Source organism: Pseudomonas sp. ICMP22404 (genome assembly GCF_006227205.1).
Classification (GTDB): domain Bacteria; phylum Pseudomonadota; class Gammaproteobacteria; order Pseudomonadales; family Pseudomonadaceae; genus Aquipseudomonas.
On the sequence record NZ_VCNG01000006.1, the window covers coordinates 290,791 to 312,659 of the forward strand.

The window sequence follows — 21,869 nt, forward strand, 5'->3', positions numbered from 1 at the left end:
CAGAGCGTCCGGCGCAGGATCCCATCGGCTGATCAACCCACCGGAAACCGCAGATACTCCGGCTGCAACACGTTGAACCACAGCAGGATCATCTCCACCAGCATAGTCACCAATACCAGCAACCCAACCCCCCAGACACTCGCCGAATACAACAGCCCCTGTTCCTTCTTGAGGCTCATGAATTTGGGCAGGCCGATAAACAGCAGGTACGTCGAATAGGCCGAGGCCACCAGCAGCACGGCCACCGCCAGCCAACGGCTGGGGTACAGCCCGGAAATCCCGGCCAGGAAGTACGGTGTGGCGGTATAGGCGGCAAAGCCGATGCATTGATTGACGGTCGGGCGCGCCTCGAAGGTGCGTGACATCCAGCGAATGAACAGGCCCATGAGCGCCACGCCGGCGACGATGGTCAGGTACAGCAGCACGCACAGTTGCAGTGCGCTGTGGGCCGTGAGGCGTACCGTTTCGTTTTCGGCCAGGCTCCAACCGGTCCAGGTGGTGCCGATGAACAGGCACGCCGCCGGGATCAGGGCCAGCAACAACAAGTGGCCGAGATAATGGCGCGGGTGGGCCTGTTCTTCTTCGCGGATGTCCTGCCAGGCGAACTCGGGATGCGTGAACAGTTTGACGAAAGGTGCGGACATGACGACCTCCTGATCGAGACAGCCTCAGCGTGAGGCCCTTATGGATTTTGAGGTGTGGGAATGAGTGGGGGTTTCATTTATTTGGCGGGGCCTGCCCGGAGGTGATCAGAGGGAATGAATCCAAGCGGCAGGGGTCAACCCATCAGCATCCCAGAAGGACTCTGTACCATGACTGTCGCCCATTCCCTGGTTGATTACTTGCAAGCCCATGACTTGCGCCTGACCACGGCCGAATCCTGTACCGCTGGCCAGATCATCACGCTGTTGGCGGAGGTGCCGGGCAGCGGTTCGCTGATCGAAAGCGGTTACGTGGTGTATTCCCCCGAGGCGAAACAACGGCTGTTGGGCGTGAGCCCGCGCACCATCGATACCTTCAACCTCACCAGTCGCGAAGTGGCGCAGGAAATGGCCCTCGGCGCGTTGCACGATGCCAACGCCAATGTGGCGGTGGCCACCACCGGCATCCTCGGACCGGACGACATGGATGGCATTCCCGCCGGCACCGTGTGCTTCGCCTGGGCCTTCCAGATCAATGGCAAGCGGGCGCTGTTCAGCCGCCAGGAGCGTTTTTTCGGCACGCGTGGGCAGGTGCAGTTGTGGGCCGCCGAGCACGCGCTGCTGCAACTGCGGCACTTTCACCAGCGGGCACTGGCGGGTGAGTACCGATAGGGCATCTCTGTGGCGAGGGAGCTTGCTTCCTCGCCACAAGAAAATTCGCCACAAGGGGGGGGGAGGCTGCATGGGTTACAGGATCGGCTTGCCCCCGGTTATCCCATACCGTGACCCGGAGATGTAGCTGGACTCATCCGACGCCAGCAGCACATAGATCGGCGCCACTTCCACCGGTTGGCCCGGGCGACCCAGGGGCGTCTGGGAACCAAAGTTCTGAACCTCTTCCTCAGGCATGGTCGCAACAATCAGCGGTGTCCAGATCGGCCCCGGCGCCACGCTGTTGACCCGGATGCCCTTGGGCCCGAGCATCTGCGCCAGACCGCCGGTGAAGTTGGCGATGGCACCCTTGGTGGTGGCATAGGCCAGCAGGGTCGGTTTGGGCATGTCGGAGTTGACCGAACTGGTGTTGATGATCGAACCACCGGCTTTCATGTGCGGCACAGCGGCCTGGCAGATCCTGAACATCGAGGTGATGTTGATATCGAATGTGCGTACCCATTCCTCATCCGGAATGTCCTCCAGATGCTCGTGGGTCATCTGGAATGCGGCATTGTTGACCAGGACATCGATGCGTCCGAAGCGCGCGACGGTCTCATCGACGACTTTGCGGCACTGGGCCTTGTCCGCCAGGTCGCCCGGCAACAACAGGCACTGGCGGCCAGCCTGCTCGACCCAGCGGGCGGTTTCCCGGGCGTCTTCGTGCTCATCCAGATAAGAAATGGCCACGTCCGCGCCTTCACGGGCAAACGCGATTGCTACGGCGCGACCAATGCCGCTGTCGGCACCGGTGATCAAGGCGATTTTGCTCGCCAAACGCCCGGAACCGGTGTAACTCTGTTCGCCACAATCGGGATACGGGTCCATTCTTCGCTGGGAGCCAGGCACCGGTTGGCTTTGTTTCGGGAAAGGCGGGGTAGGGTAGTCGACCATGTCGTTCTCCAGGCAAGGTGTGGATGCGATGGAGGGTGGACCGCGGTTTTTTCGGCAGAGTTCGGTTGGATCATTCAGCCGGTCGATGAGCGTTGCGCAGGGCGTTTCGTCGACCAATAGTGACCCACAGCGAATGTTGGAGAACAGGAATTCTCCAATGGCCATAGGTCATGCAACAAGGAGATAGCATTGTTCAGTCATATACAGATCGGCGCGCGCGACTTGCCGAAGATGATCGCTTTCTATGATGCAGTCCTTGGTTGCCTGGGACTGGTGCGCATGGACAGCGAAAACGATTCTGGCCCGCCCGGAGAAGGCTGGCACCAACCGGGCAAGCACTGGCCCCAGGTATTCGTGCAACAGCCCTTCAACGGCTTGCCCGCCACGTGGGGCAACGGCATGCAGGTCAGCTTCGCCGCCGACTCACCGCAAACCGTGCGCGCCGCCTGGGAACTGGCCATTGCCATGGGGGGCTTCGACGAAGGCCCACCTGGCCCGAGGCCGCAGTACTCGGAAGGCTACTTTGGCGCCTATTGCCGGGATCCTGAGGGGAACAAGCTGTGTTTTGTATATGCGCCGGATCTGCATGAATGACCACTGATCCGACTGTGGCAAGAGGGATCTGTGCTTTGGGATGATTGTGGCTAACGGACTTTGTGGCGAGGGGATTTATCCCCGCTCGAGTGCGAAGCGCTCGCCCAGGGATTCTCAATGCTGGAAAAGCGGGGGGTTGCTACGCAACCCAACGGGGATAAATCCCCTCGCCACAGATAAATCTCATGCCACCTTATTCCAACAATCAGCGCCGAGCCTTGAGGCTCTTCTCCATTCGCGCAATCCCTTCTTCCAGCAGTGCCCGCGGACAGCCGAAGTTCAAGCGCACGAACTGCTGGGCATCGTCGCCAAAATCCAGCCCGGCGCTCAGCCCTACCTTGGCTTCATGGAGGAAGAAGGCCTGTGGATCGTCCAAGCCCAACCCCGAGCAATCCAGCCACGCCAGGTAGGTGCCCTGGGGCACGGTCATGGTGATGCCGGGCAGTCGGGTCTGCACCGCATTGACCAGGTAATCACGGTTGGCTTGCAGATACACTTTCAACGCTTCGAGCCACGGACCGGCCTCGCTGTAGGCCGCCCGGGTCGCTTCCAGGCCCAGGGCGTTGACGCTGTCGACCATACCGGCACGGGCGTTGTTGACCCGTTCGCGCACCTTGGCGTTCTGGATGATGGCGAACGAGGTTTTCAGCCCGGCGATGTTGTAGGCCTTGCTGGCGGACATCAGAGTGATGGTGCGCTCGGCGATTTCCGGGCTCAGGGTGGCGGTGGGAATGTGCACCCGGCCGTCGAAGCACAGCTCGGCATGGATCTCGTCGGAGATGATCCAGGCATCCTGCTCCAGGCAAATGTCCGCCACGGCCTTGAGTTCTTCGCGACCGAACACCTTGCCCAGCGGGTTGTGGGGATTGCTCAACAACAGCGCGCCACCACCGTGCAAGGCCTCGCGCAATGCCGCCAGGGGCGTGTGGAATTCGCCGTTGACCGGATTGAAAGGCAACTCCACCTTGTTCAACTGCCAATGGCCCGGCGCATTGCGCAGCGGCGGGTAGTTGGGCACCTGCACCACGACATTCTGCTGTGGTTCTACCAGCCCATGCAGGGCCATGTTGAAACCCGGCTCCACACCCGGCAGGAACACGATCTGCTGGGGCTCGACCCGCCAGGCGTACTTGTTCCAGAGGTCAGTCACGATGGCCGCACGCAGGTTGTCCTGGGCCACGCTGTAGCCAAGCATCGGATGCTCTAAACGCTTGCGCAGCGCATCGATGACCACGGGCGGGGCGGCGAAGTCCATATCGGCCACCCACATCGGCAACACATCGGCCGGGTAGCGACTCCATTTGGTGCTGCCGGTACCGTGGCGCTCGAACACGGGGTCGAAATCGAAAGTCATGGCGGTTCCATCAGGTCAGGGAATTGGGATGACGGCCATGATAAAGCAAACATCCTGCAGGAAAAGATCGATGGCTTACTATCATTCCGTAGTGGCAATTGGCTACAGTTGCATTCCGACATGCCGATAGCGGTTGCGCGCGGCATCGCTCACGGAACCCATCAGGTACATGAAAAGGACATTCCCATGACATCGCCGGCGCGTTTCAACGACCACCACCGCAAAGCTGATCGCATCATGCTGGGGTTGCTCTGGCTCACGCTGCTGTACTCTCTGGGCCTGGCCTTCATGTATTCGACCTTCCTCCAGGCGCTGCTGGTGGGGGCGACGACCTGCCTGTTGACCACCGCGCTGTACCGTGGCCTGGGCGGTACGCGGCTCATGCGATGTGTCATCGCCGTGGCGCTGATGGTGATGGCCGCCTTGCACATCAATCAGACGCATGGCGTCGTCGAATTCCATTTCGGGATTTTCGTCCTGCTGGCCGTGTTGACGTTCTACCGTGACTGGCTGCCCATTGTCGTGGCCGCCGCGACGATCGCTGTTCACCATCTTGGCTTCCACTGGCTGCAGCATCAGGGATTCCCGGTTTTTGTCATGGCCGGCCATGGCAGCTGGGGCATGGTCTTCGTCCATGCCTTCTATGTCGTGGTGGAGAGCGTGATCCTGATCTACCTGGCGAACCAGAGCCTGATGGACGCCACGGAAAACCAGGATGTACTGGACAAGGTACTTGCGGCCGCCGCGCAGCTCAGCAGCGACGCCGACAACCGGCGCAGCCAGGGCATCAAGGTGTCTTCGGGGGAACGCTTCGATTATTTCCTGCGGCAGGTCACCCAACTGGTGGATGGCGTGGTACGCGATACCCGTAATCTTTCCGACCTTGGCCAGGATTTGTCCCAGGTCGGGCAGACCTTGGAAAGCGGCGCCCGGCACCAGTTGGATGAAGTGGCACAGATGAGCGGGGCGATCGGTCATCTGGTCCAGGCCATGGAGAACATTGCCGGCCACGTCGACCAGACCCTACAGCGCGCCGGGCAGGCCAACGAGCAGGTTACCCGGGGACGCAGCACAGTGGACCAGACCCGCGAGGAAATCGTCGAACTGGCCGCGCGCATCAATCTGACCAACGAAACCGTGCGAGTCCTGGCCGATCAGGCGCAACAGATCGGCCAGGTGCTCGATGTGATCAACGGCATTGCCGAGCAAACCAACCTGCTGGCCCTGAACGCGGCCATCGAGGCCGCCCGGGCCGGTGAGCAGGGGCGAGGGTTTGCGGTGGTGGCCGATGAAGTGCGTAGCCTTTCACAGAAGACTTCGACATCCACCACGGAAATCCAGCAGATCATCGCTAAGCTGCAGCAAGGCAGCCGTCAGGCCGCTGTCGCCATGCAGGACAGCCGGGACGGCGTGGAGCGCTGTGTGTCCGCCAGCCAATTGGCTTCGCAACTCTTGCACGCCGTGGTGGAGGACATCGCGGTGATCAACCATTTCAACGACTTGATCGCCAGCACCACCCAAGAACAGTCCAAGGCGTCGTTGGGTCTCAACGAGCGCCTGCAAACCGTGCAGGCCGTGGCTGAGCGCAACGCCGACAACATCGGCATCCTGACGCGCAGCAGCCAATGCCTGCCACCGTTGGCGGAACGCTTGGCGGTGTTGGGGCAGGCGTTCCATGGGAAAGCCGGAGCCGCTTGATCGAGCTACTCAGTCACGTCAGTTGGAACGGCAACTGACGCAGCGGCTTGCCCGTCAGGCTCGCCACCGCATTCGCAAAGGCCGGTGCCAACGCCGGCAGGCCGGGTTCACCCATGCCTGTGGGTGGATCCGCGCTAGGCACGATGTGAATCGAGAACTCCGGCGTATCGGTGATGCGTGGCACGCTGAAATCGGCAAAGTTGCTTTGCTGCACCACGCCGTCCTTCAACGTGACGGCGCCGCCCGGCAGACACATGGACAAGCCCATGAGAGCCGCACCCTGGACCTGCGCCTCGACGCTGCGCGGGTTGACGGCCAGGTTGCAGTGCACGCCCGCGGTCACCTGATGCAGCACCGGACGGCCGTTCTGTACCGAGGCCTGGACCACGTAGGCCACCACTGAGCTGAACGACTCGTGCACTGCCACGCCCCAGGCCCGGCCTTCGGCTAGTTGATCCTTGCCGTAACCACTCTTGTCTACCGCCAGTTGCAGCGCGGCGCGGTGGCGTGGGCTTTGATCGGCAAACAGCTTCATCCGATAGGCCACTGGATCCTGCCGGGTTGTCCGGGCAATCTCATCGATCAATGTTTCCATCACGAAGGCCGTATGCGTGGAGCCCACGCTGCGCCACCACAACACGGGAACGTTGAGCTTGGGATGATGCACCGTCAGGCGCATCGGCAGCGGATAAGGGTCGCGCAAACCTTCCGTGGCCGTAGGGTCGATGCCGTTCTGCACCCGGGCGCCGAACATCGTGTCGGCGAGGATCGATTGCCCGACCAGCACGTGATCCCAGGCCAGGACGTTGCCGTTGTCATCGAAACCGATCCGCGCGCGGTGCAAATGCATGGGGCGGTAGTAACCGCCCTTGATGTCGTCTTCACGACTCCACAGGGTGCGAATAGGCGCATCGAGCCCGGCGCTGCGGGCGGCCTTGGCGACTTCGCAGGCGAGCACGACGAAGTCGCCGGAAGGTACACCACGCCGGCCAAAGCCACCGCCTGCCGTCTGCACATTGACCTGGACTTGTTCGGGCTTGAGATTCAATACCCGTGCCGCCGCGACACCGTCGCCACCGGGGAACTGCGTACCGACCCATAGCTGGGCGCGGTCGCCGGAAACCTGGACGGTGCAGTTCAACGGTTCCATCGGCGCGTGAGCGAGGTAGGGGAACAGGAACTCGGCTTCCAACTGATGCGAGGCCTTGGCAAGCGGCGTCATGTCAGCATCGAAATGAAGGGGGCCGGGCCGGTTGGCCAGGTCCCGGTACTGCGCCAGTTGCTTTTCGCTGTCCACCTTCTCGACCGTGGAGGTATCCCATTGCAGCTTGAGCGCATCGCGGCCGGTTTTCGCCTGCCAGTAGCCGTCCGCGACCACCGCCACACCTTCGGCCCCTCCGTCCAGCGGCACTCGCAGGACGGCTTTTACCCCTTGGGTGGCACGCGCCACGCTGTCATCCAGCGAAGCGATACGGGCCCCGAATACAGGAGGGCGCGCCACTACGGCGGTGAGCTGCCCAGGCAGGTGCATGTCGATGCCGAAATCCTGCCGGCCGCTGCTCTTGGCCTTGGCATCGATGCGTGTGGTTGCCTGGCCAATGATGCGGAAGTCCTTGGGATCCTTGAGGGTGATTGTTTCAGGCACGGGCAACGCCATCGCCGCATCGGCGAGTTCTCCGTAGCTCGCTTTTCGGCCTCCAGGGCCTAGCACCATGCCCGCCTGGGTACTCAGGCTCGCCGCATCCACATTCCAGCGCGCAGCCGCCGCCGCGAGCAACATGGCGCGAGCGCGAGCGCCCAATTCACGGTATTGGGTGTAGCTGTTCTTGATCGAGTTGGAGCCACCGGTGATGTGCATGCCGAAACTCGGGTCCTGATAAGCCGAGTCGTTGCTGCCGTTGCGGGTACGCACCAGGTTCCAGTCGGCATCGAGTTCTTCGGCCAGAATCATGGGCAGTCCGGTCTGCACCCCCTGGCCGAACTCCAGGCGATTGATGGTAACCGTTACTTCGCCGTTGGGCGCGATCTGCACGAACGCCGACGGTTGCTGGGTCGGCTTGAGCGCCTGCGCACCGTCGCCGGCTTGTTGTGCCAGGGCCAGGTGCGGGAATGCCCCCAAGGCCAGCCCGCCAATGCCGACGATTTTGAGAAAACTGCGCCGGGGGAGTGTGGTGAGACTGCCCATGTCGTCGGTGAAGATCGATTGCAGGGTGCGGGGGAGTTCGTCAGGAAAAATGTCGTTCAGCATGGCGCACTCCGGTCAGGCGAGGGCTTTGGCGGCATCGGCCACGGCAGCACGGATACGGACATAGGTACCGCAGCGGCAGATGTTGCCGGCCATGGCCGAGTCGATTTCGGCGGCGGTGGGTTGCTTGCCCTTGGGTTGGGCCTTGAGGAAAGCGGTCGCGCTCATGATCTGGCCGCTCTGGCAGTAGCCACACTGCGCGACGTCATGCTTGACCCAGGCCTCATGCACCGCCGTGCCGACCGGGTCGCTGCCGTCGGTAGCGGCTTCGATGGTGGTGATTTTCCTGCCTTCGGCGGCTGCGATCGGCGTCACGCAGGAGCGGATGGCCTGGCCGTCCAGGTGAACCGTGCATGCACCGCACAGGGCTGCGCCGCAGCCGAACTTGGTGCCGGTCATGCCCAACGTATCCCGCAGTGTCCAAAGGATCGGGGTGCCAGGATCGACGTCGACCGTGTACTCACGGCCATTGATGTTGAGGGCGCTCATGGTGGGACTTGCTCCGCAAGGTTTGGCTCCGATCAACTATAGGAAGGAATCCCCCAGGCACATTGCACAATTCAGGCTGATGATTGCCCAATCCTGCGAATTGGCCTGTCGGCCTGTCCTCCTATCTTTCTGTTTGGATCGATCACCCTAAGGTACGTTGGCTCAACCCAACGTCGCTCGGCGCGGATACCTGCAGTCAGGAATGGACGGGCAGCACCAGGCCAAACGCCACGAAAAAACCGCCGCAGACCTTGTTGAACCGACGCCCGGCCCGAGCCAGCCATGGCCTGACCCGATACGCCGCCGTGGCCACGATGTACTCGACGATGAACTCCACGACGGCATAGGTCAGCGCGATAGCGGCGGTCTGGACGAGCAGGTTCCTGTGTGGATCAAGAAAGGGCGGGATAAACGCGGTGAACAGCAACAGTGCCTTGGGATTCGAGACCGCCGACAACAGGCCCTGTCGGAACAGTGACCACGGGCCGGATCCCGTCACGGCATCCACGTCCAGGGAAACAGGTGCCGACCGCCACAATCCCAGGCCCAGCCAGATGAGATAAAGCCCGCCGGCTATCTTCAGCACCATGAACCCGGTCACGGAGGCCTGGATCAGTGCACCTAGCCCCAGGGCGCACAACGAGAGCATCACGACGAAGCCCAACACACCGCCACTGATGGTGAAAAGCGTCTTGCGGTTGCCATGGATCGCGCCGTGGGTCAGGACCAGCAACGCGTTGGGCCCAGGCACCACCGCGATGCCGCAGCAGGTCACCAGGTAAAGCAGCCAGGTCTCGAAAGGCATGATGTTCTCCAGTCAAACGCAACGTCCGCTCCCCACATCCTGGGGATGAAAGCCGGTCAACGGAAGCGCATAATTCATGGCTTAGACATTCGATTATCGAATAGGGGTCGTGGACATGCCTTCCGGCGATTTGCAGATGGACTGGCTCAAGTGCTTTGTCGCGGTGGTGGACGCCGGTTCGCTTTCGGGCGCGGCCCTTGAGGTGCATCGGTCACAGTCCGCCGTGAGCATGCAGATGAAGAAACTGGAAGCGGCGCTTGGGCGGCAGTTGTTGAGTCGCGGCCCGCGGCATCTGCAGCTGACCCTCGATGGTCAGACCCTCCTGGGCTATGCGCGGCGCATGGTGGCGCTGCATGCCGAGACGCAGGCGGCTTTTCATGGCGAAGAGCTGACCGGGCGTATACGGCTGGGCGTTGCCGAGGATTACGCGGCCAAGTACCTGACGCCTGTGCTCAAGCGTTTCGCTCCCCGCTATGGGGGTGTTGAAATAGAATTGGATTGCGAACAGTCGACGACCTTGATTCCACGGGTGGTGAATGGGGACCTGGACCTGGCGCTGGTCTCCAGGGACTCCCCCCAGCGGGGTACATTTCTCTTCAAGGAACCCATGGTGTGGGTGGGGTCGCCTCAGTTCGAACTTTGGCGGCGCGACCCCATACCGATCGCGGTCTACGAAAGTGCCAGCCTGGCCCGGCGCAATGCAGTCAATTCGTTAACGCTGCAGGGCCGTCGGTATAAGGTGGTCTACAACAGTTCCAGCCTCGCTGGCCAAGTCGCGGCGGTGGAAGGTGGGATTGCCATCGCCGCCATCACTCAGTGCAGTGTCCCGGCCTCATTGCAAGTGCTCGGCAACGAACATGATCTGGGCGGCATAGAACCGATGGAGGTGTCGGTTTTTCGCAGTCGGGCCTCTCGCGGTTCGAAGGCTGTGAACAGCCTTCACGCCTTCATCATCGGTGCGTTGAGGAGCCAGCAGGCTACATAGCGCTACTCGTGCACCGTCACCCGATTGCGCCCGGTTTTCTTGGAGGTGTACAACGCCTCGTCCGCCCAGGCGATCAGGTCGGCGTGGGTATTGGATGGCGGGCTCAAGTCGGCCACCCCCAGGCTGATGGTGAAACGGATGACCTTGTCGCCGTATCGCACGTCCATCTCTTCGACGGCCTTGCGCAGACGCTCGGCAAACATCCGAGCACCGGCCTTGTCAGTGTCTGAGAGCACTACGCCGAACTCTTCGCCGCCATAGCGTCCGGCCACGTCGGAGTCACGCACGTGCTCGCGGACCAGGCTAGCGACCTGCTCGATGACCTTGTCGCCAGCCTGGTGGCCATAGGTGTCATTGACCCGCTTGAAGTGGTCGATGTCGAACATGACCAGACTGGAGTTATTGCCATAGCGTTGATGCCGGGCATAGGTGGCCTTGAGGTTCTCTTCCCAATACCCACGGTTGTACAGGCCGGTCAGCCGATCGGTGCTGGACAACAGCTGCAGCTGTGCATTGGCGGCCTGGAGTTGATGCCGGTTGGTGGCGACGTCGGTGACGTCATAGATCACCAGGCAAATATGGTTGATCTTGCTGTCGGGGGAGCGCAGGGGCAGCAGGGTGGTGTTCTGGAACATGAACGCTTCGTGGCCGGTGATCGGCTGATAGTTCTTGAACCGCACCAGGTAGGGACGCTGTTCCCAGACGGTGAAGGCAGGCGTGCCCAGGGCGGCGACGCTTTCCACCTTGCGGCTGAACCATTGCTGGTCGACTTCGGGAAACAGACTGAAGAAATGCTGGTTATGGGCATCCTTCGGCTGGACCCCGGAACGGTTCTCCATGAACGTGTTCCAGACCTGCACCCGATAGTCGCGGTCAAGCACCACCACGCCGACATCGATGCTCTGGACAATCGCCAGCAACCAGTGGAATTCGTTCAGATCAACAGGATTGTTCATGGCTCAGCTCATCAAGTAGGCGAGTTTGTGGGTCAACCGCTCGATTGAGTCTTCCGTGAACAGCAATAACAGGTCGAAGCGAATGTCGTGGCCTTCCAGGCTGTAGCTGATTTCCACGGCGAGGGTCTTTTTCCAGCGGGTCTGGTTGACCCGGATCAGTTCGTCGATCGCCGCATGCTGGCCGAGCACCTGCGGATGGCCTTGAGAGAACACCACATCGATCTGCTCGGCAATACTGCTCAGGCACGCGCCGATCAGTACGCTGGAAAGATCGAGCACCATTTCCAGGTCCGAATAATCGGCGCTCTGGCGCTGCATCAATTGCGCGATATCGGCGACTTCCGAGTCATGGAACATCAGCAGGGCTTCACCGGCGATGCCGCTGCCGATAAAACCCTGGCAGATGGCTGTGAGCTGCTGGGAGCTGCCGGCGTCGGCGAGCGCCATGTGCAACTCGCCGACTTCGAGGACGTTCACGTTCGGGACCGGCAACTGCACGAAGACGCCCAGGACCTTGGCGATCAGGGCGGCGGCCCGGCCAATGGCGACGTTGACCGTCTCGCGGAATGCGTCGTGAAAATGGATGGCGGTGTTGCTTGTCGGACGATGCTGCAGCGGCGCCTGCGTGGCTTTCGTCAGCAGGCCCAGACGGCTGAGGGTCTGGCGCAATTCGTTTTCGTCGAAAGGCTTTTTCAGGAACGCCAGGGCGCCCAGTTCGCTGACGCGGCGCACCGCTTCTTCCTGGATGTCACCGGAAATCACGATGACTTGCGCTTTCAACCCTTCAGTGCGCAAGGCGCTCAACACCTGGTAGCCATCCATCTCCGGCATGGTCAGGTCGAGCAGTACCACTTGGCCCAGCCCCTTGCGTATGGCCTCCATGGCCTGGCGGCCGTTACTGGCCTCGGTAATGGATACCGACCAGTCCGCCGGCAATGCCCGTAACACTTGCTTACGGGCCATGTTGGAGTCATCACACACCACTAGGGGAATCTCTGACACAACCAGCCTCTCATCAGGGAAAGTACTAGGGCATCATGCCATAGGCTTACAAAGACCACCTAGTCACCAGGGTTATGAGCCTCGAAGAGCAAGAACGATGAGCTCGCCGGATTTTGAACGGTCTTTCCTTTGGAACAGGCGGTCTTCCCGGAAGTTCGATTCATCCGCAACGCTTTGGCCCGCAAACAAAAAGCCCGCACACTCATGGCGAGGTGCGGGCTCTTGAGCGGCCGGAAGCTGCGATCAGAAACGCATGCCTTCGAACGGGTTCCAGCTTTGCTCGCCTTTGACTTCTTTCAGGTAGTACGCGTAATTGGTCATGATCGCGTACATCACCGAAAAGGCCGCGCTCATGCCCGAATCCAGCGCCCTTGGAGATTCCGTGCCCATGAGCGCAAAAATCACGCTCACTGCGATGCTGATCCCGATCATGATGCCGATCATGGCCAGGTTCTTCTTCCAGAGTCCCAGGACGAACAGGTAGATCGGGCCGAAGAAGAAGGCAATCACGTTGGCATTGATCAGCATCTTCTTCTTGAAGCCTGGTAGCGCCTTGAAGGCTTCTTTGTGTCGCGGATCGTTCGGCGCGCCATAGGTATCAAAGAAATTAAAGCGTTCCTGCCATTTGGCGCTGTATTTGCCAGTGCCTTGTACGTGTTCGGTGGTGCTCATGTTTACGGCTCCTTGATGGTCCATGCAGTGGTAAAACGTTCTTCCGCGAATTCCTGAGCGCTTTATAAGCGTTTATGCGGAAAAAAGCCCCTTCGGCGGAACAGGCGCCCATTTGATCTGTGACGCGCATCACTCTCACTGCGCGTAGGACTACGAGGGCGTCATGACTCGCAGGAAATTCCGCTGTCCCATTGTCTGCCAGGCGATTTACGTCTAGTTTGCTGGCCGATCACAAATACAAAAAATCAGGAGTCCTAGATGCAACCGATTCGTCTCGGTCTGGTGGGCTACGGCAAGATTGCCCAAGATCAACATGTACCCGCCATCCACGCCAATCCGGCGTTTCAATTGGTGGCGGTCGCCACGCAGGGGCAGCCCTGTGCCGGGGTAGAGAATTTCAAGTCCCTGGGCGAGCTGCTCGCAAATGGCCCCCAGGTTGATGCGATTGCCTTTTGCACGCCGCCGCAGGGCCGATTCGCTCTGGTGGGGCAGGCGCTGGCCGCCGGCAAGCATGTCCTGGTGGAAAAGCCGCCATGCGCCACCCTCGGCGAAGCGATGGCATTGGTCAGCCAGGCTGGGGAGCTGGGCGTCAGCGCACTGTTTGCCTGGCATTCGCGCTACGCACCCGGGATCGAGGCGGCCCGGGACTGGCTGGCCACCCGCACCCTGCAAAGCGTGCAGATCGATTGGAAGGAAGACGTGCGCAAATGGCATCCCGGCCAGGCGTGGATCTGGCAACCGGGCGGCCTGGGCGTGTTCGACCCCGGCATCAATGCCTTGTCGATCGCGACCCATCTGTTGCCGCGGCCGCTGTTTGTCAAATCGGCACAGCTGCGGGTTCCCGATAACTGCCAATCGCCTATCGCCGCAAGCATCCAGATGTCGGATGCCCGCCACCTCGATATCCGCGCGGAGTTCGATTTCGACCACGGTCATGATGAACTCTGGAGCATCGAGATCCGCTGCACCGAGGGTACCTTACGCCTGGATAACGGTGGTGCCCTGTTGAGCATCGATGGCGTGCGCCAGACGGTTTCGGAGGAGGGCGAGTACGCGGCGGTGTATCGACATTTCCAACAGCTGATCGCCGACAAGGCCAGCGACCTGGACCTGCAACCGCTGCGGCTGGTGGCGGACAGCTTTTTTGTTGGCAGCCGGACGTTGGTTGAACCGTTCTACGATTGATCGCGCGGCATTCCCGGTGGGAGCTGGCTTGCTCGCGAAGGCGGCGACACCTTCAGTAGCTCAGTGACAGCTACGACGCTATCGCGAGCAGGCTCGCTCCCACAGGGGCCGGTGGTGTATGCAAATATTGCGTAGACCACCGATCCAATGTGGGAGCGAGCCTGCTCGCGATGGGTTTACACCAGGTAGTTCTTCAATTCCCGGGCGATGACCATCCGCTGGATCTCGCTCGACCCTTCATAGATCTGGGTAATCCGTGCATCGCGGTAGTAGCGCTCCACCGGATAGTCTTCCAGATAGCCGTAGCCGCCATGAATCTGCATCGCCGAAGAGCAGACCTTTTCGGCCATTTCCGAGGCAAACAGCTTCGCCTGGGAGGCTTCTGAGAGGCAGGGCTTGCCGGCGCTGCGCAAGCGGGCAGCATGGAGGATGAGCAGGCGGGCGGCATTCAGGCGGGTGTGCATGTCGGCCAACAGGTTGGCAATGCTCTGGTGCTCGATGATCGGCTTGTCGAACTGCACCCGATCCCGCGAGTAGGCCAGGGCCGCCTCGAATGCCGCCCGGGCGATGCCCAGGGCCTGCGCGGCGATGCCGATCCGGCCGCCTTCAAGGTTGGAGAGGGCGATCGCCAGGCCTTTGCCACGGGCACCCAGCAGGTTGGCCTCGGGAACGCTGCAGTTGTTCAAGGTGACGGCGCAGGTGTCCGAAGCGCGGATGCCCATCTTGTGCTCGGTACGATCGACGATGAAGCCCGGCGTATCGGTCGGCACCAGGAAGGCCGAGATGCCTTTCTTGCCCAGGTCCGGGTCCGTCACCGCGAACACGATCGCCAGTTTCGCCCGCTTGCCGTTACTGACGAACTGCTTGGCGCCATTGATGACCCACTGGCCGTCCCGCAGTTCGGCGCGGGTGCGCAGGTTGTGGGCCTCGGAACCCGCCTGGGGTTCGGTCAGGCAGAAGCAGCCAATGGCCTGTCCACTCGCCAGGTCGGCCAGCCAGGTCTGTTTCTGTTCATCGGTGCCGAAGTTGAGGACCGGCCCACAGCCCACCGAGTTGTGGATGCTCATCAGCGCCCCGGTCGCGCCATCACCCGCGGAGATTTCTTCCACCGCCAGGGCGTAGGCGACGTAATCGACGTAGGTACCCCCCCATTCCTCGGGTACCACCATGCCCAGCAGGCCCAGTTCACCCATCTTCGCCACCAGGCCATCGTCGATCCAACCGGCCTTTTCCCACGCCTGGGCATGGGGCGCGATTTCGCCACGGGCAAAGTCCCGGGCCATGTCGCGGATCATCACTTGTTCTTCAGTCAGTTCGAGGTCGTGCATGGATTCAGTTCCCGAGGTCGTCGAGGCCGTCGAAGAAACTCGCCACCAGGTTCGCGTCCAGCGCATCCAGGGTCGGCGGGTTCCAGCGGGGCTTCTTGTCTTTGTCGATCAGCAGGGCGCGCACGCCTTCGATCAGGTCGCCGCGCTCGAACCATTGCCGGTCCAGGTGCAGCTCCAGGGCGAAACAGTCTTCCAGACTCAAGTGGCGACCACGTCGCAGCATCTCCAGCGTGACCGCCATGGCCAGGGGCGAACGGGTTTCCAGCAGCTCGGCGGTTTGCAGCGCCCACTCATGGCTGTTGGCGACGGTGACCTGGCGCAATTGCTCGACCATGCTTGGCACATCGGGCAGGGCGAAAAAGTGATCGATGGCCGGACGCAGGCCGTCCAGGGGCGGGGCCGGCAGTTGCTGCACGGCGAGTTTCGCCAGCAGGCTTTGCAGATCCTTGAGCGGCATGTCGCTCCATTCCAAGCGGTCGAGACGCTCGTCGAGTTGAGCGAGCTTGCGGCTTTCCAGATACCAATCGGCCAGGCCGCAGTACAACGCGTCGGCCGCCTTTATCTGGACACCGCTGACCCCCAGGTAGATACCCAGTTCGCCAGGGATGCGCGGCAGGAAATAACTGCCGCCCACGTCCGGGAAGTAACCGATGCCGACCTCGGGCATGCCCAGGCGACTGCGCTCGGTCACCACTCGCAGGTCCGCGCCCTGTGCCAGGCCCATGCCGCCGCCCAGGACGAAACCGTCCATCAGGGCGAGAATCGGTTTGCGGTAATGGTGGATCGTCAGGTCGAGGGCGTACTCCTCGACGAAAAAGTCTTCGTGCAGCGTGTCGCCTTGCTTGTGGCTGTCGTAGAGCGAACGGATATCGCCACCGGCACAGAACGCCTTGTCTCCGGCGCCGCGCAACACCACCGCGTGGATCTGAGGATCGGCAAGCCAGGCATCGAGTTGCTGCTGCAAGCTGCGCACCATGGCCAGGGTAAGGGCATTGAGGCCGGCGGGGCGGTTCAGGGTCAGATGGCCGATGTGGTTGCGAACCTCGACCAACACCTCACAGGCCACGACTTCGACGCTCCCTGTGGCTTGGGATGAAACCTGAGCAGTCATCGCTAACTCCCTGCTTTTATTGTCTTTATGAATTGTGTCGCGCGTATCCGGTCGGGATCGTAACAGTGCAAAATTGCCTCGCACAACCGGTATACGTGCAGGTCCTGTCTGCATATTTATAGCAGCCACAGGCTCACTCGCGACCCGACAGCACCTCCGTGATGCTGCGGCGCTTGGCATTTCGCTCGCTGGCGTGGATCAATTGTTCGAGATCTTCAGGGGTTACGTCGAAGAATGCTTCCATTTCCGCAAGAGCCAGCTTCAAGTCCTCGGCGGTGATGGCCTGGCGGTCCACGGGGGGATGGTCGGCGGGAATGACGGCCACCGGCTCGCTGGCCCGCTTCGGATAGCGCACCCGCGTCAGGTTGTTGTACGCCAGCGCACTGACGAGCAGGGTGGAACCTGCCAGCATGGCCGCGCCGAGGGCCTGCCAGTCGAGGGCGGCGACGGACGAGTCCGCCAGCACCAAGGTCGCCGCCAGGGCGCCGGCCGGTGGATGAATGCAGCGCAGCCAACACATCAATACCAGGGCCATGCCGGCTGCCAGGCAGGCGCTGCCCAATGTTCGCCCCAACACGTGGGCCACCAGCAGCCCCACGACCGAGGCACACAGGTAACCGCCGAAAATCGACCAGGGCTGGGCAAGGGCGCCCGAAGACACGGCGAACAGCAGCACGGCCGAAGCCCCAAGAGGGCCGATCAGGTGTTGCGCCACGTCGAGGCCATACACCTGGCCGCAGAGCCAGACACTGAACATGACCCCCAGGGCCATGCCGATGGCGGCGCGGCTCCATTCGGTGGGACGGGTATTGATAGCCGCGGGGAACCAGCGAGAAAGCATTGAGCACAAATCCAAAAAGCGAACAAAAAAAGGGGCTTACGGGAGAGTCCCTGAAAGCCCTTTAAGTGCTCCAACAATTGGGGAAGGAACGCCGCACAGTGTGACGCCCAGCATCCTCGCTTACAAATTCATATTAATGCTGTTTGAGATCATTTATTTTGAAGTAACGGTGTGCTCCCAACGTGGGAGTGGGCTGGCTCGCGAAAGCGGTCTGTCTGTCACTTCAGATGTTGAATGTGTCGACGCCTTCGCGGGCAAGCCCGGCTTCCACAGGGTTAAGCGCTTCGGGGGATCGGGTACGGCGTGTGCGGTGCGATGGGCAAATCGCATGACTGCCCGCGCCCCATCGGAAAATAGGTAAAGCCCCTGTCGGCCATGCGCTCCGGGTCATACAAATTGCGGCCATCGAACACCACTGGCGCCTTGAGCCGTTGCTGGATCAGCGCAAAGTCCGGTGCCTTGAAAGGCTGCCACTCGGTGCAGATGATCAGCGCGTCGGCGCCCGGCAAGACCGATTCCGGGGTGCCCATCAGCAGGAGTTTCGACTCGTTGGGGTAGAGCTGCTGGGTCTGCTGCATCGCCTCCGGATCGAACGCCCGGACCGTTGCGCCGGAGGCCCACAGCGATTCGAGGAGCACGCGGCTCGGCGCATCGCGCATGTCATCGGTGTTGGGCTTGAAGGCCAGCCCCCACAGGGCAAAGGTTTTTCCGCGCAGATCGCCGTTGTAGAACGCCTTGATCCGCTCGAACAGCTTGTGTTTCTGGCGCCCGTTGATGGCTTCCACCGCTTGCAGCAGGTCGCTGGCGCAATGGGCCTGCTCGGCGCTGTGGATCAGGGCGCGCATGTCCTTGGGAAAGCACGAGCCGCCGTAGCCGCAGCCCGGGTAGATAAAGTGATAGCCGATGCGTGAATCGGCACCGATGCCCAGGCGCACCGATTCGATGTCGGCCCCCAGGTGCTCCGCCAGTTCCGCGATCTGATTGATGAAGCTGATCTTGGTCGCGAGCATGGCATTGGCGGCGTATTTGGTCAGCTCGGCGCTGCGCAGGTCCATGAACAGGACCCGGTCGTGATTGCGATTGAACGGCGCATACAGGTCACGCATGATTTCCCGGACCTCATCGCGCTCGCAGCCGACCACGATGCGATCCGGGCGGCGGCAATCGGCAACCGCCGAGCCTTCCTTGAGAAACTCCGGATTGGACGCGATATCGAATTGCAGCAGGCGACCGGCCTTGATCAGGCATTTGTCGATGTGTGCCCGCAGGGCGTCGCCGGTGCCCACCGGTACGGTGGACTTTTCCACCAACAGGACCGGTTGCTCGCGATAACGGGCGACAGCCTCACCGACCGCCATCACCTGGCACAGATCGGCCGCCCCATCCTCCCTGGACGGCGTACCGACCGCGATGAACAGCACCTGGCCGTGCTGTACGGCGAGCCGCTCATCGCTGGTGAAATGCAGCCTTCCAGCTTCAATCCCTTCACGCACCAATGGCGCCAGGCCCGGCTCGTAGATGCTGACCTGACCCTGACGCAGGCTTTCGACCTTCTGCTCGTCGATGTCCATGCAGATCACGTCGTGGCCCACTTCGGCCAGCACGGCGGCTTGCACCAACCCTACATAACCACTACCGAATACCGTTATTTTCATTTGGTGGGCCCCCTGGGCAATTCCCGGCATGCATGACCCACGATCCGTAATGAACCGTGGCGTATGGGGCCAGAATAAGTCGGGAATATTGCAGTTCACTGACAGTTCGCAGTCACGCGGACGCTCAATGGCAGGCAGTAGCCGATCCATCCGGCGGCCAACAAGACCAGGTTCATGCCGTCACGCAACAACAGGCGACCCGCTGCTCGTCGCACCTGTGCGGCGCTGACCCTTCCACGTCGGATATCGAGGCGGGCGAAACCGTGGACATGGCGCAGGACATCGAATGCCAGGAGCGCCGATGCCACCAGGAACCAGAGCATGCGCTGCCAGTAAGGAACGCCCAACGCCCGCAACAGATCCGTGGTGACATGCTGGTGGGCCACTTCTTCGCGGCAATGCCAGCGCCACAGGCGCGTCTGCGAAGATTCGGTGGCCGAGAGCAGGCCGCCCTTGCGCAAGGCAATCCTGGATATCACCGCCGTCACATGCTCGAACGCGGCAGCCAGGGCCAGCTGCGCCTTGGGCGACGCCTTCGACTGCACGTTCTCGAGGTCTTTTTCGATGTCGACTTCATACTTCCTGACCTCGAACCCTTGCTTTTCCAATTGCTGGTTGTAGAGCCGGTGCGCTCGTTGGTGGGCGCGCTCCTCAGCGACGAAACGGCGCGACTCGGCGGCCAGTGTCGAGGTCTGTTGCAGCTGTGAGGCGGCTGACTCCACCACCGAAATCACAAACTGTTCACCCGCGGGCAACAGCACTGAAAAAGCATCGAACAGATAGGTCTTGATCGGCGTGTCGTTCCAGAAGGGCTGGAAGGACAAAGGCTCGTTCTGCTTTTGATTTTCCAAGGTTTACTTCCAGAGTCGCGGACCGAAACGCATCCAGGTGGCAAGAAAAGCACACAGCCCCACCGCGCTGCCTGGCCGGGTTTCAGCCAGCACCTTCGAGCGGGCGTGGGCATGGAACCAGCGGGTCGCCGGCGCATCATGGTGCGTGCGATGCAGCGAGCGGTGCAGGATGAGCCAGGACACCCAGGTCGGCAGGTAAACGTCCGTCGTGATGTCCGCCGGGGCACGACGCGCCCCTTGGGCCGAGATCGCGACGCCATAGTGCTCGGCCTGGGTCAACCAGAAATCCAGCCAGGCAAACAGGCAATACGGGATCAGCCAGGCACTCAGGACTTGGCGAGGCGCCTCGTGGATGCCCACTGCCAGCGCAGCAAGGAACAGGGCAAGCAGGGCGTTGTTCCGCCGCCAGCGCCAGACTTCGCGAGGCGGGACATAACGTCGGGAGATGGCATTGGTGGAGAGGGTCGTCCAGAGTTGCTCGACGGGGCCCAGCAGGCAGATCAGGCGCGTTCGCCATGACTGTTCATACATCAGCCCTTCAGGATCGTCGGCCTGACAGGTCTTGCGATGATGCTCCAGATGAAAGTAGCGGTAGCCGACGAAGTTGGCGCCGAACATCGCCGCTGCGAGCATTCCGACGGCATCGTTGAGGCGCGTGCCAACGAGAAATTGACGATGCACGCCCTGGTGCTTGATCTCCTGAACACCGATCATCAGGACCGCCTGCAGTATCACCAACGGCGCGAACTCCAGCCATCCGAAAGCTTCGTTCCCTGCGAGCCAGGCGAGTGCAGCCGTATTCCCGATACACAGTGCCAGGAACAGATAGCTGGGCAGGTTGCTGCCGAGTCCTTGGAACAAGGGCTTCATAAACATACGAAGACCAGCTTTTTCATGCGTTGCAACCAAGGCAGCGGCACTCGCTTCCAGAGGAACGAAAGCCCCGAAAGCGGCACTCTGCCCCGGATTAACACGCCGACATCCAGCGACGGTTCGTGGGGAAAGTAGTTGTCCTTGATGGCGACTATCTGGCGAAAGCCTTTCTTGAAGTAGTAACGCAGCTGTGGATCCAGCGGCAGTCCTTGGCGTTGACTGCGCACGTACTGCGCGACCGTGATACCGGGGTTCTTCGAGCGCCAGTCCCGCAGGCCCGGGACGGGGGAGCCCAGGTAGATGTCCGACCATCCCTGCTTGAGTGCGTAGGGCCAGAAGAACTCGAAGATGGCGTTCGCGGCTTTCGGATCGATGCTGCTCAGGCTGATGCCGAACAACGTGCCGGTCGCTGCGGACTCATCGCCGTGCTGTCGCCTGGCGCAGTCTTCCCACGTCGAGCAGCGGTGGATGACGTCGTGCCGGGTGGGTTTCATGAACAACGAGGCCAACGCGGCGCCGGTATGGACGCAGAATGCACCGACACTCAAGGTGGGGAAGGCTGCAATTCGACTCGCCAGCATGAGCGCATCGGCGCGCTGGTCGTCGGTCCATTTCCTCTGCTCGAGTTCCAGCAGGGAAGGGAGATCGGCCGTTGTCAGGAACCGGACATCGATCTCATCGTCATGGGCTGGTTGCAGGTCTGCCGGCGCGGCGTCGGGGGCTTCATTTCTTGTTTTTTTCAGGAGGGCTTGCATCAGGTAAGCGGCTCACCGATTGAGGGGGACTGGAGCAATCGGCGCACACGGTAGATCAGCGGTGTGAAGCTATGATGACGAGGTTGACTGATATACCGCTATCGCGAGCAGGCTGAACTGGTCAAGTAATTCTGGACACCAGTTAAGGTTTCACGCCGCCAGTTTCTCCATAGCTACCGGCGACCGGTAATCGTTGTAGCTATGGAGCCTGACGTTGTTGTATC

At 61.4% G+C, this 21,869-nt stretch carries 21 protein-coding genes; 5 read left to right on the forward strand and 16 right to left on the reverse strand.

The window, feature by feature from the left end; genetic code table 11:
* Window positions 1-32: 32 nt before the first annotated feature.
* Window positions 33-644: a Yip1 family protein gene (locus tag FGE05_RS13640; RefSeq protein WP_139645662.1), complete on the reverse strand. Its 612-nt coding sequence runs from the start codon at window positions 642-644 to the stop codon at window positions 33-35.
* A 168-nt stretch (window positions 645-812) separates the two neighbouring features.
* On the opposite strand from FGE05_RS13640, the gene FGE05_RS13645 reads away from it, so the two are divergent.
* A complete protein-coding gene (locus FGE05_RS13645) occupies window positions 813-1,313 on the forward strand; it encodes a CinA family protein (RefSeq protein ID WP_139645664.1) in 501 nt (166 codons plus the stop codon).
* Window positions 1,314-1,388: 75 nt separating this feature from the next.
* Here FGE05_RS13645 and FGE05_RS13650 read toward each other — a convergent pair whose 3' ends face one another.
* Window positions 1,389-2,246 carry an SDR family oxidoreductase gene (locus tag FGE05_RS13650; protein WP_139645666.1) on the reverse strand — a complete coding sequence of 286 codons (858 nt, stop codon included), beginning with the start codon at window positions 2,244-2,246 and terminating at the stop codon, window positions 1,389-1,391.
* 189 nt (window positions 2,247-2,435) lie between these two features.
* On the opposite strand from FGE05_RS13650, the gene FGE05_RS13655 reads away from it, so the two are divergent.
* Complete coding sequence (locus tag FGE05_RS13655; RefSeq protein ID WP_139645668.1) at window positions 2,436-2,840, forward strand: VOC family protein; 405 nt, start codon at window positions 2,436-2,438, stop codon at window positions 2,838-2,840.
* 205 nt (window positions 2,841-3,045) lie between these two features.
* Here FGE05_RS13655 and FGE05_RS13660 read toward each other — a convergent pair whose 3' ends face one another.
* Window positions 3,046-4,194: a MalY/PatB family protein gene (locus FGE05_RS13660; RefSeq protein WP_139645670.1), complete on the reverse strand. Its 1,149-nt coding sequence runs from the start codon at window positions 4,192-4,194 to the stop codon at window positions 3,046-3,048.
* Window positions 4,195-5,184: 990 nt separating this feature from the next.
* Here FGE05_RS13660 and FGE05_RS30430 point away from each other — a divergent pair.
* On the forward strand, window positions 5,185-5,892 hold the full coding sequence (locus FGE05_RS30430) for a methyl-accepting chemotaxis protein (RefSeq protein WP_373682480.1): 708 nt from the start codon (window positions 5,185-5,187) through the stop codon (window positions 5,890-5,892).
* Between the two features lie 13 nt (window positions 5,893-5,905).
* Here FGE05_RS30430 and FGE05_RS13670 read toward each other — a convergent pair whose 3' ends face one another.
* The 3 genes from FGE05_RS13670 to FGE05_RS13680 form a co-directional block, all read right to left on the reverse strand.
* A complete protein-coding gene (locus tag FGE05_RS13670) occupies window positions 5,906-8,140 on the reverse strand; it encodes a xanthine dehydrogenase family protein molybdopterin-binding subunit (protein WP_139645674.1) in 2,235 nt (744 codons plus the stop codon).
* A 12-nt stretch (window positions 8,141-8,152) separates the two neighbouring features.
* On the reverse strand, window positions 8,153-8,626 hold the full coding sequence (locus tag FGE05_RS13675) for a (2Fe-2S)-binding protein (protein ID WP_139645676.1): 474 nt from the start codon (window positions 8,624-8,626) through the stop codon (window positions 8,153-8,155).
* Window positions 8,627-8,822: 196 nt separating this feature from the next.
* Window positions 8,823-9,431, reverse strand: a complete 609-nt coding sequence (locus FGE05_RS13680) for a LysE family translocator (protein WP_139645678.1) — start codon at window positions 9,429-9,431, stop codon at window positions 8,823-8,825.
* Window positions 9,432-9,546: 115 nt separating this feature from the next.
* Here FGE05_RS13680 and FGE05_RS13685 point away from each other — a divergent pair, with 115 nt between their 5' ends.
* Entirely contained in the window at window positions 9,547-10,416 is an 870-nt protein-coding gene (locus FGE05_RS13685; protein WP_139645680.1) for a LysR family transcriptional regulator, read from the forward strand.
* A gap of 2 nt (window positions 10,417-10,418) precedes the next feature.
* Here the strand turns inward: FGE05_RS13685 and FGE05_RS13690 are convergent, their stop codons facing one another.
* The 3 genes from FGE05_RS13690 to FGE05_RS13700 form a co-directional block, all read right to left on the reverse strand.
* On the reverse strand, window positions 10,419-11,372 hold the full coding sequence (locus tag FGE05_RS13690) for a sensor domain-containing diguanylate cyclase (RefSeq protein ID WP_139645682.1): 954 nt from the start codon (window positions 11,370-11,372) through the stop codon (window positions 10,419-10,421).
* A gap of 3 nt (window positions 11,373-11,375) precedes the next feature.
* A complete protein-coding gene (locus FGE05_RS13695) occupies window positions 11,376-12,374 on the reverse strand; it encodes a response regulator (protein WP_139645684.1) in 999 nt (332 codons plus the stop codon).
* A gap of 243 nt (window positions 12,375-12,617) precedes the next feature.
* The gene (locus FGE05_RS13700; protein ID WP_139645685.1) at window positions 12,618-13,046 is read right to left on the reverse strand and encodes a DUF2628 domain-containing protein; all 429 of its coding nucleotides are present in this window, start codon (window positions 13,044-13,046) and stop codon (window positions 12,618-12,620) included.
* Window positions 13,047-13,304: 258 nt separating this feature from the next.
* Here FGE05_RS13700 and FGE05_RS13705 point away from each other — a divergent pair, with 258 nt between their 5' ends.
* Entirely contained in the window at window positions 13,305-14,231 is a 927-nt protein-coding gene (locus FGE05_RS13705; RefSeq protein WP_139645687.1) for a Gfo/Idh/MocA family protein, read from the forward strand.
* A gap of 176 nt (window positions 14,232-14,407) precedes the next feature.
* Here FGE05_RS13705 and FGE05_RS13710 read toward each other — a convergent pair whose 3' ends face one another.
* The 7 genes from FGE05_RS13710 to FGE05_RS13745 all read right to left on the reverse strand — a co-directional run bounded on the left by FGE05_RS13710 (window position 14,408) and on the right by FGE05_RS13745 (window position 21,645).
* A complete protein-coding gene (locus FGE05_RS13710) occupies window positions 14,408-15,559 on the reverse strand; it encodes an acyl-CoA dehydrogenase family protein (protein WP_139645689.1) in 1,152 nt (383 codons plus the stop codon).
* 4 nt (window positions 15,560-15,563) lie between these two features.
* Window positions 15,564-16,670: an enoyl-CoA hydratase/isomerase family protein gene (locus FGE05_RS13715; protein ID WP_139645691.1), complete on the reverse strand. Its 1,107-nt coding sequence runs from the start codon at window positions 16,668-16,670 to the stop codon at window positions 15,564-15,566.
* 133 nt (window positions 16,671-16,803) lie between these two features.
* The gene (locus FGE05_RS13720; RefSeq protein ID WP_139645693.1) at window positions 16,804-17,511 is read right to left on the reverse strand and encodes an HPP family protein; all 708 of its coding nucleotides are present in this window, start codon (window positions 17,509-17,511) and stop codon (window positions 16,804-16,806) included.
* Between the two features lie 275 nt (window positions 17,512-17,786).
* The gene (locus tag FGE05_RS13730) at window positions 17,787-19,166 is read right to left on the reverse strand and encodes a UDP-glucose/GDP-mannose dehydrogenase family protein (protein ID WP_139645697.1); all 1,380 of its coding nucleotides are present in this window, start codon (window positions 19,164-19,166) and stop codon (window positions 17,787-17,789) included.
* Window positions 19,167-19,261: 95 nt separating this feature from the next.
* Window positions 19,262-20,017: a metal-dependent hydrolase gene (locus tag FGE05_RS13735; RefSeq protein WP_139645699.1), complete on the reverse strand. Its 756-nt coding sequence runs from the start codon at window positions 20,015-20,017 to the stop codon at window positions 19,262-19,264.
* Between the two features lie 3 nt (window positions 20,018-20,020).
* Complete coding sequence (locus FGE05_RS13740; protein ID WP_139645700.1) at window positions 20,021-20,893, reverse strand: fatty acid desaturase; 873 nt, start codon at window positions 20,891-20,893, stop codon at window positions 20,021-20,023.
* Window positions 20,884-21,645 (reverse strand): hypothetical protein, encoded by a 762-nt coding sequence (locus FGE05_RS13745; RefSeq protein ID WP_257225647.1) that lies wholly within the window; start codon window positions 21,643-21,645, stop codon window positions 20,884-20,886. The genes FGE05_RS13740 and FGE05_RS13745 overlap by 10 nt, the downstream gene beginning before the upstream one ends.
* Window positions 21,646-21,869: the final 224 nt, after the last annotated feature.

Excerpts from the sequence above, each read along its gene's own strand:
- FGE05_RS13745 (WP_257225647.1), bottom strand. The coding sequence starts at position 21,645 with ATGCAAGCCCTCCTGAAAAAAACAAGAAATGAAGCCCCCGACGCCGCG.
- FGE05_RS30430 (WP_373682480.1), top strand. The coding sequence starts at position 5,185 with ATGGAGAACATTGCCGGCCACGTCGACCAGACCCTACAGCGCGCCGGG.
- FGE05_RS13740 (WP_139645700.1), bottom strand. The coding sequence starts at position 20,893 with ATGTTTATGAAGCCCTTGTTCCAAGGACTCGGCAGCAACCTGCCCAGC.
- FGE05_RS13690 (WP_139645682.1), bottom strand. The coding sequence starts at position 11,372 with ATGAACAATCCTGTTGATCTGAACGAATTCCACTGGTTGCTGGCGATT.
- FGE05_RS13645 (WP_139645664.1), top strand. The coding sequence starts at position 813 with ATGACTGTCGCCCATTCCCTGGTTGATTACTTGCAAGCCCATGACTTG.
- FGE05_RS13685 (WP_139645680.1), top strand. The coding sequence starts at position 9,547 with ATGCCTTCCGGCGATTTGCAGATGGACTGGCTCAAGTGCTTTGTCGCG.
- FGE05_RS13700 (WP_139645685.1), bottom strand. The coding sequence starts at position 13,046 with ATGAGCACCACCGAACACGTACAAGGCACTGGCAAATACAGCGCCAAA.
- FGE05_RS13730 (WP_139645697.1), bottom strand. The coding sequence starts at position 19,166 with ATGAAAATAACGGTATTCGGTAGTGGTTATGTAGGGTTGGTGCAAGCC.
- FGE05_RS13675 (WP_139645676.1), bottom strand. The coding sequence starts at position 8,626 with ATGAGCGCCCTCAACATCAATGGCCGTGAGTACACGGTCGACGTCGAT.
- FGE05_RS13720 (WP_139645693.1), bottom strand. The coding sequence starts at position 17,511 with ATGCTTTCTCGCTGGTTCCCCGCGGCTATCAATACCCGTCCCACCGAA.
- FGE05_RS13660 (WP_139645670.1), bottom strand. The coding sequence starts at position 4,194 with ATGACTTTCGATTTCGACCCCGTGTTCGAGCGCCACGGTACCGGCAGC.
- FGE05_RS13705 (WP_139645687.1), top strand. The coding sequence starts at position 13,305 with ATGCAACCGATTCGTCTCGGTCTGGTGGGCTACGGCAAGATTGCCCAA.
- FGE05_RS13715 (WP_139645691.1), bottom strand. The coding sequence starts at position 16,670 with ATGACTGCTCAGGTTTCATCCCAAGCCACAGGGAGCGTCGAAGTCGTG.
- FGE05_RS13680 (WP_139645678.1), bottom strand. The coding sequence starts at position 9,431 with ATGCCTTTCGAGACCTGGCTGCTTTACCTGGTGACCTGCTGCGGCATC.
- FGE05_RS13640 (WP_139645662.1), bottom strand. The coding sequence starts at position 644 with ATGTCCGCACCTTTCGTCAAACTGTTCACGCATCCCGAGTTCGCCTGG.
- FGE05_RS13650 (WP_139645666.1), bottom strand. The coding sequence starts at position 2,246 with ATGGTCGACTACCCTACCCCGCCTTTCCCGAAACAAAGCCAACCGGTG.
- FGE05_RS13710 (WP_139645689.1), bottom strand. The coding sequence starts at position 15,559 with ATGCACGACCTCGAACTGACTGAAGAACAAGTGATGATCCGCGACATG.
- FGE05_RS13670 (WP_139645674.1), bottom strand. The coding sequence starts at position 8,140 with ATGCTGAACGACATTTTTCCTGACGAACTCCCCCGCACCCTGCAATCG.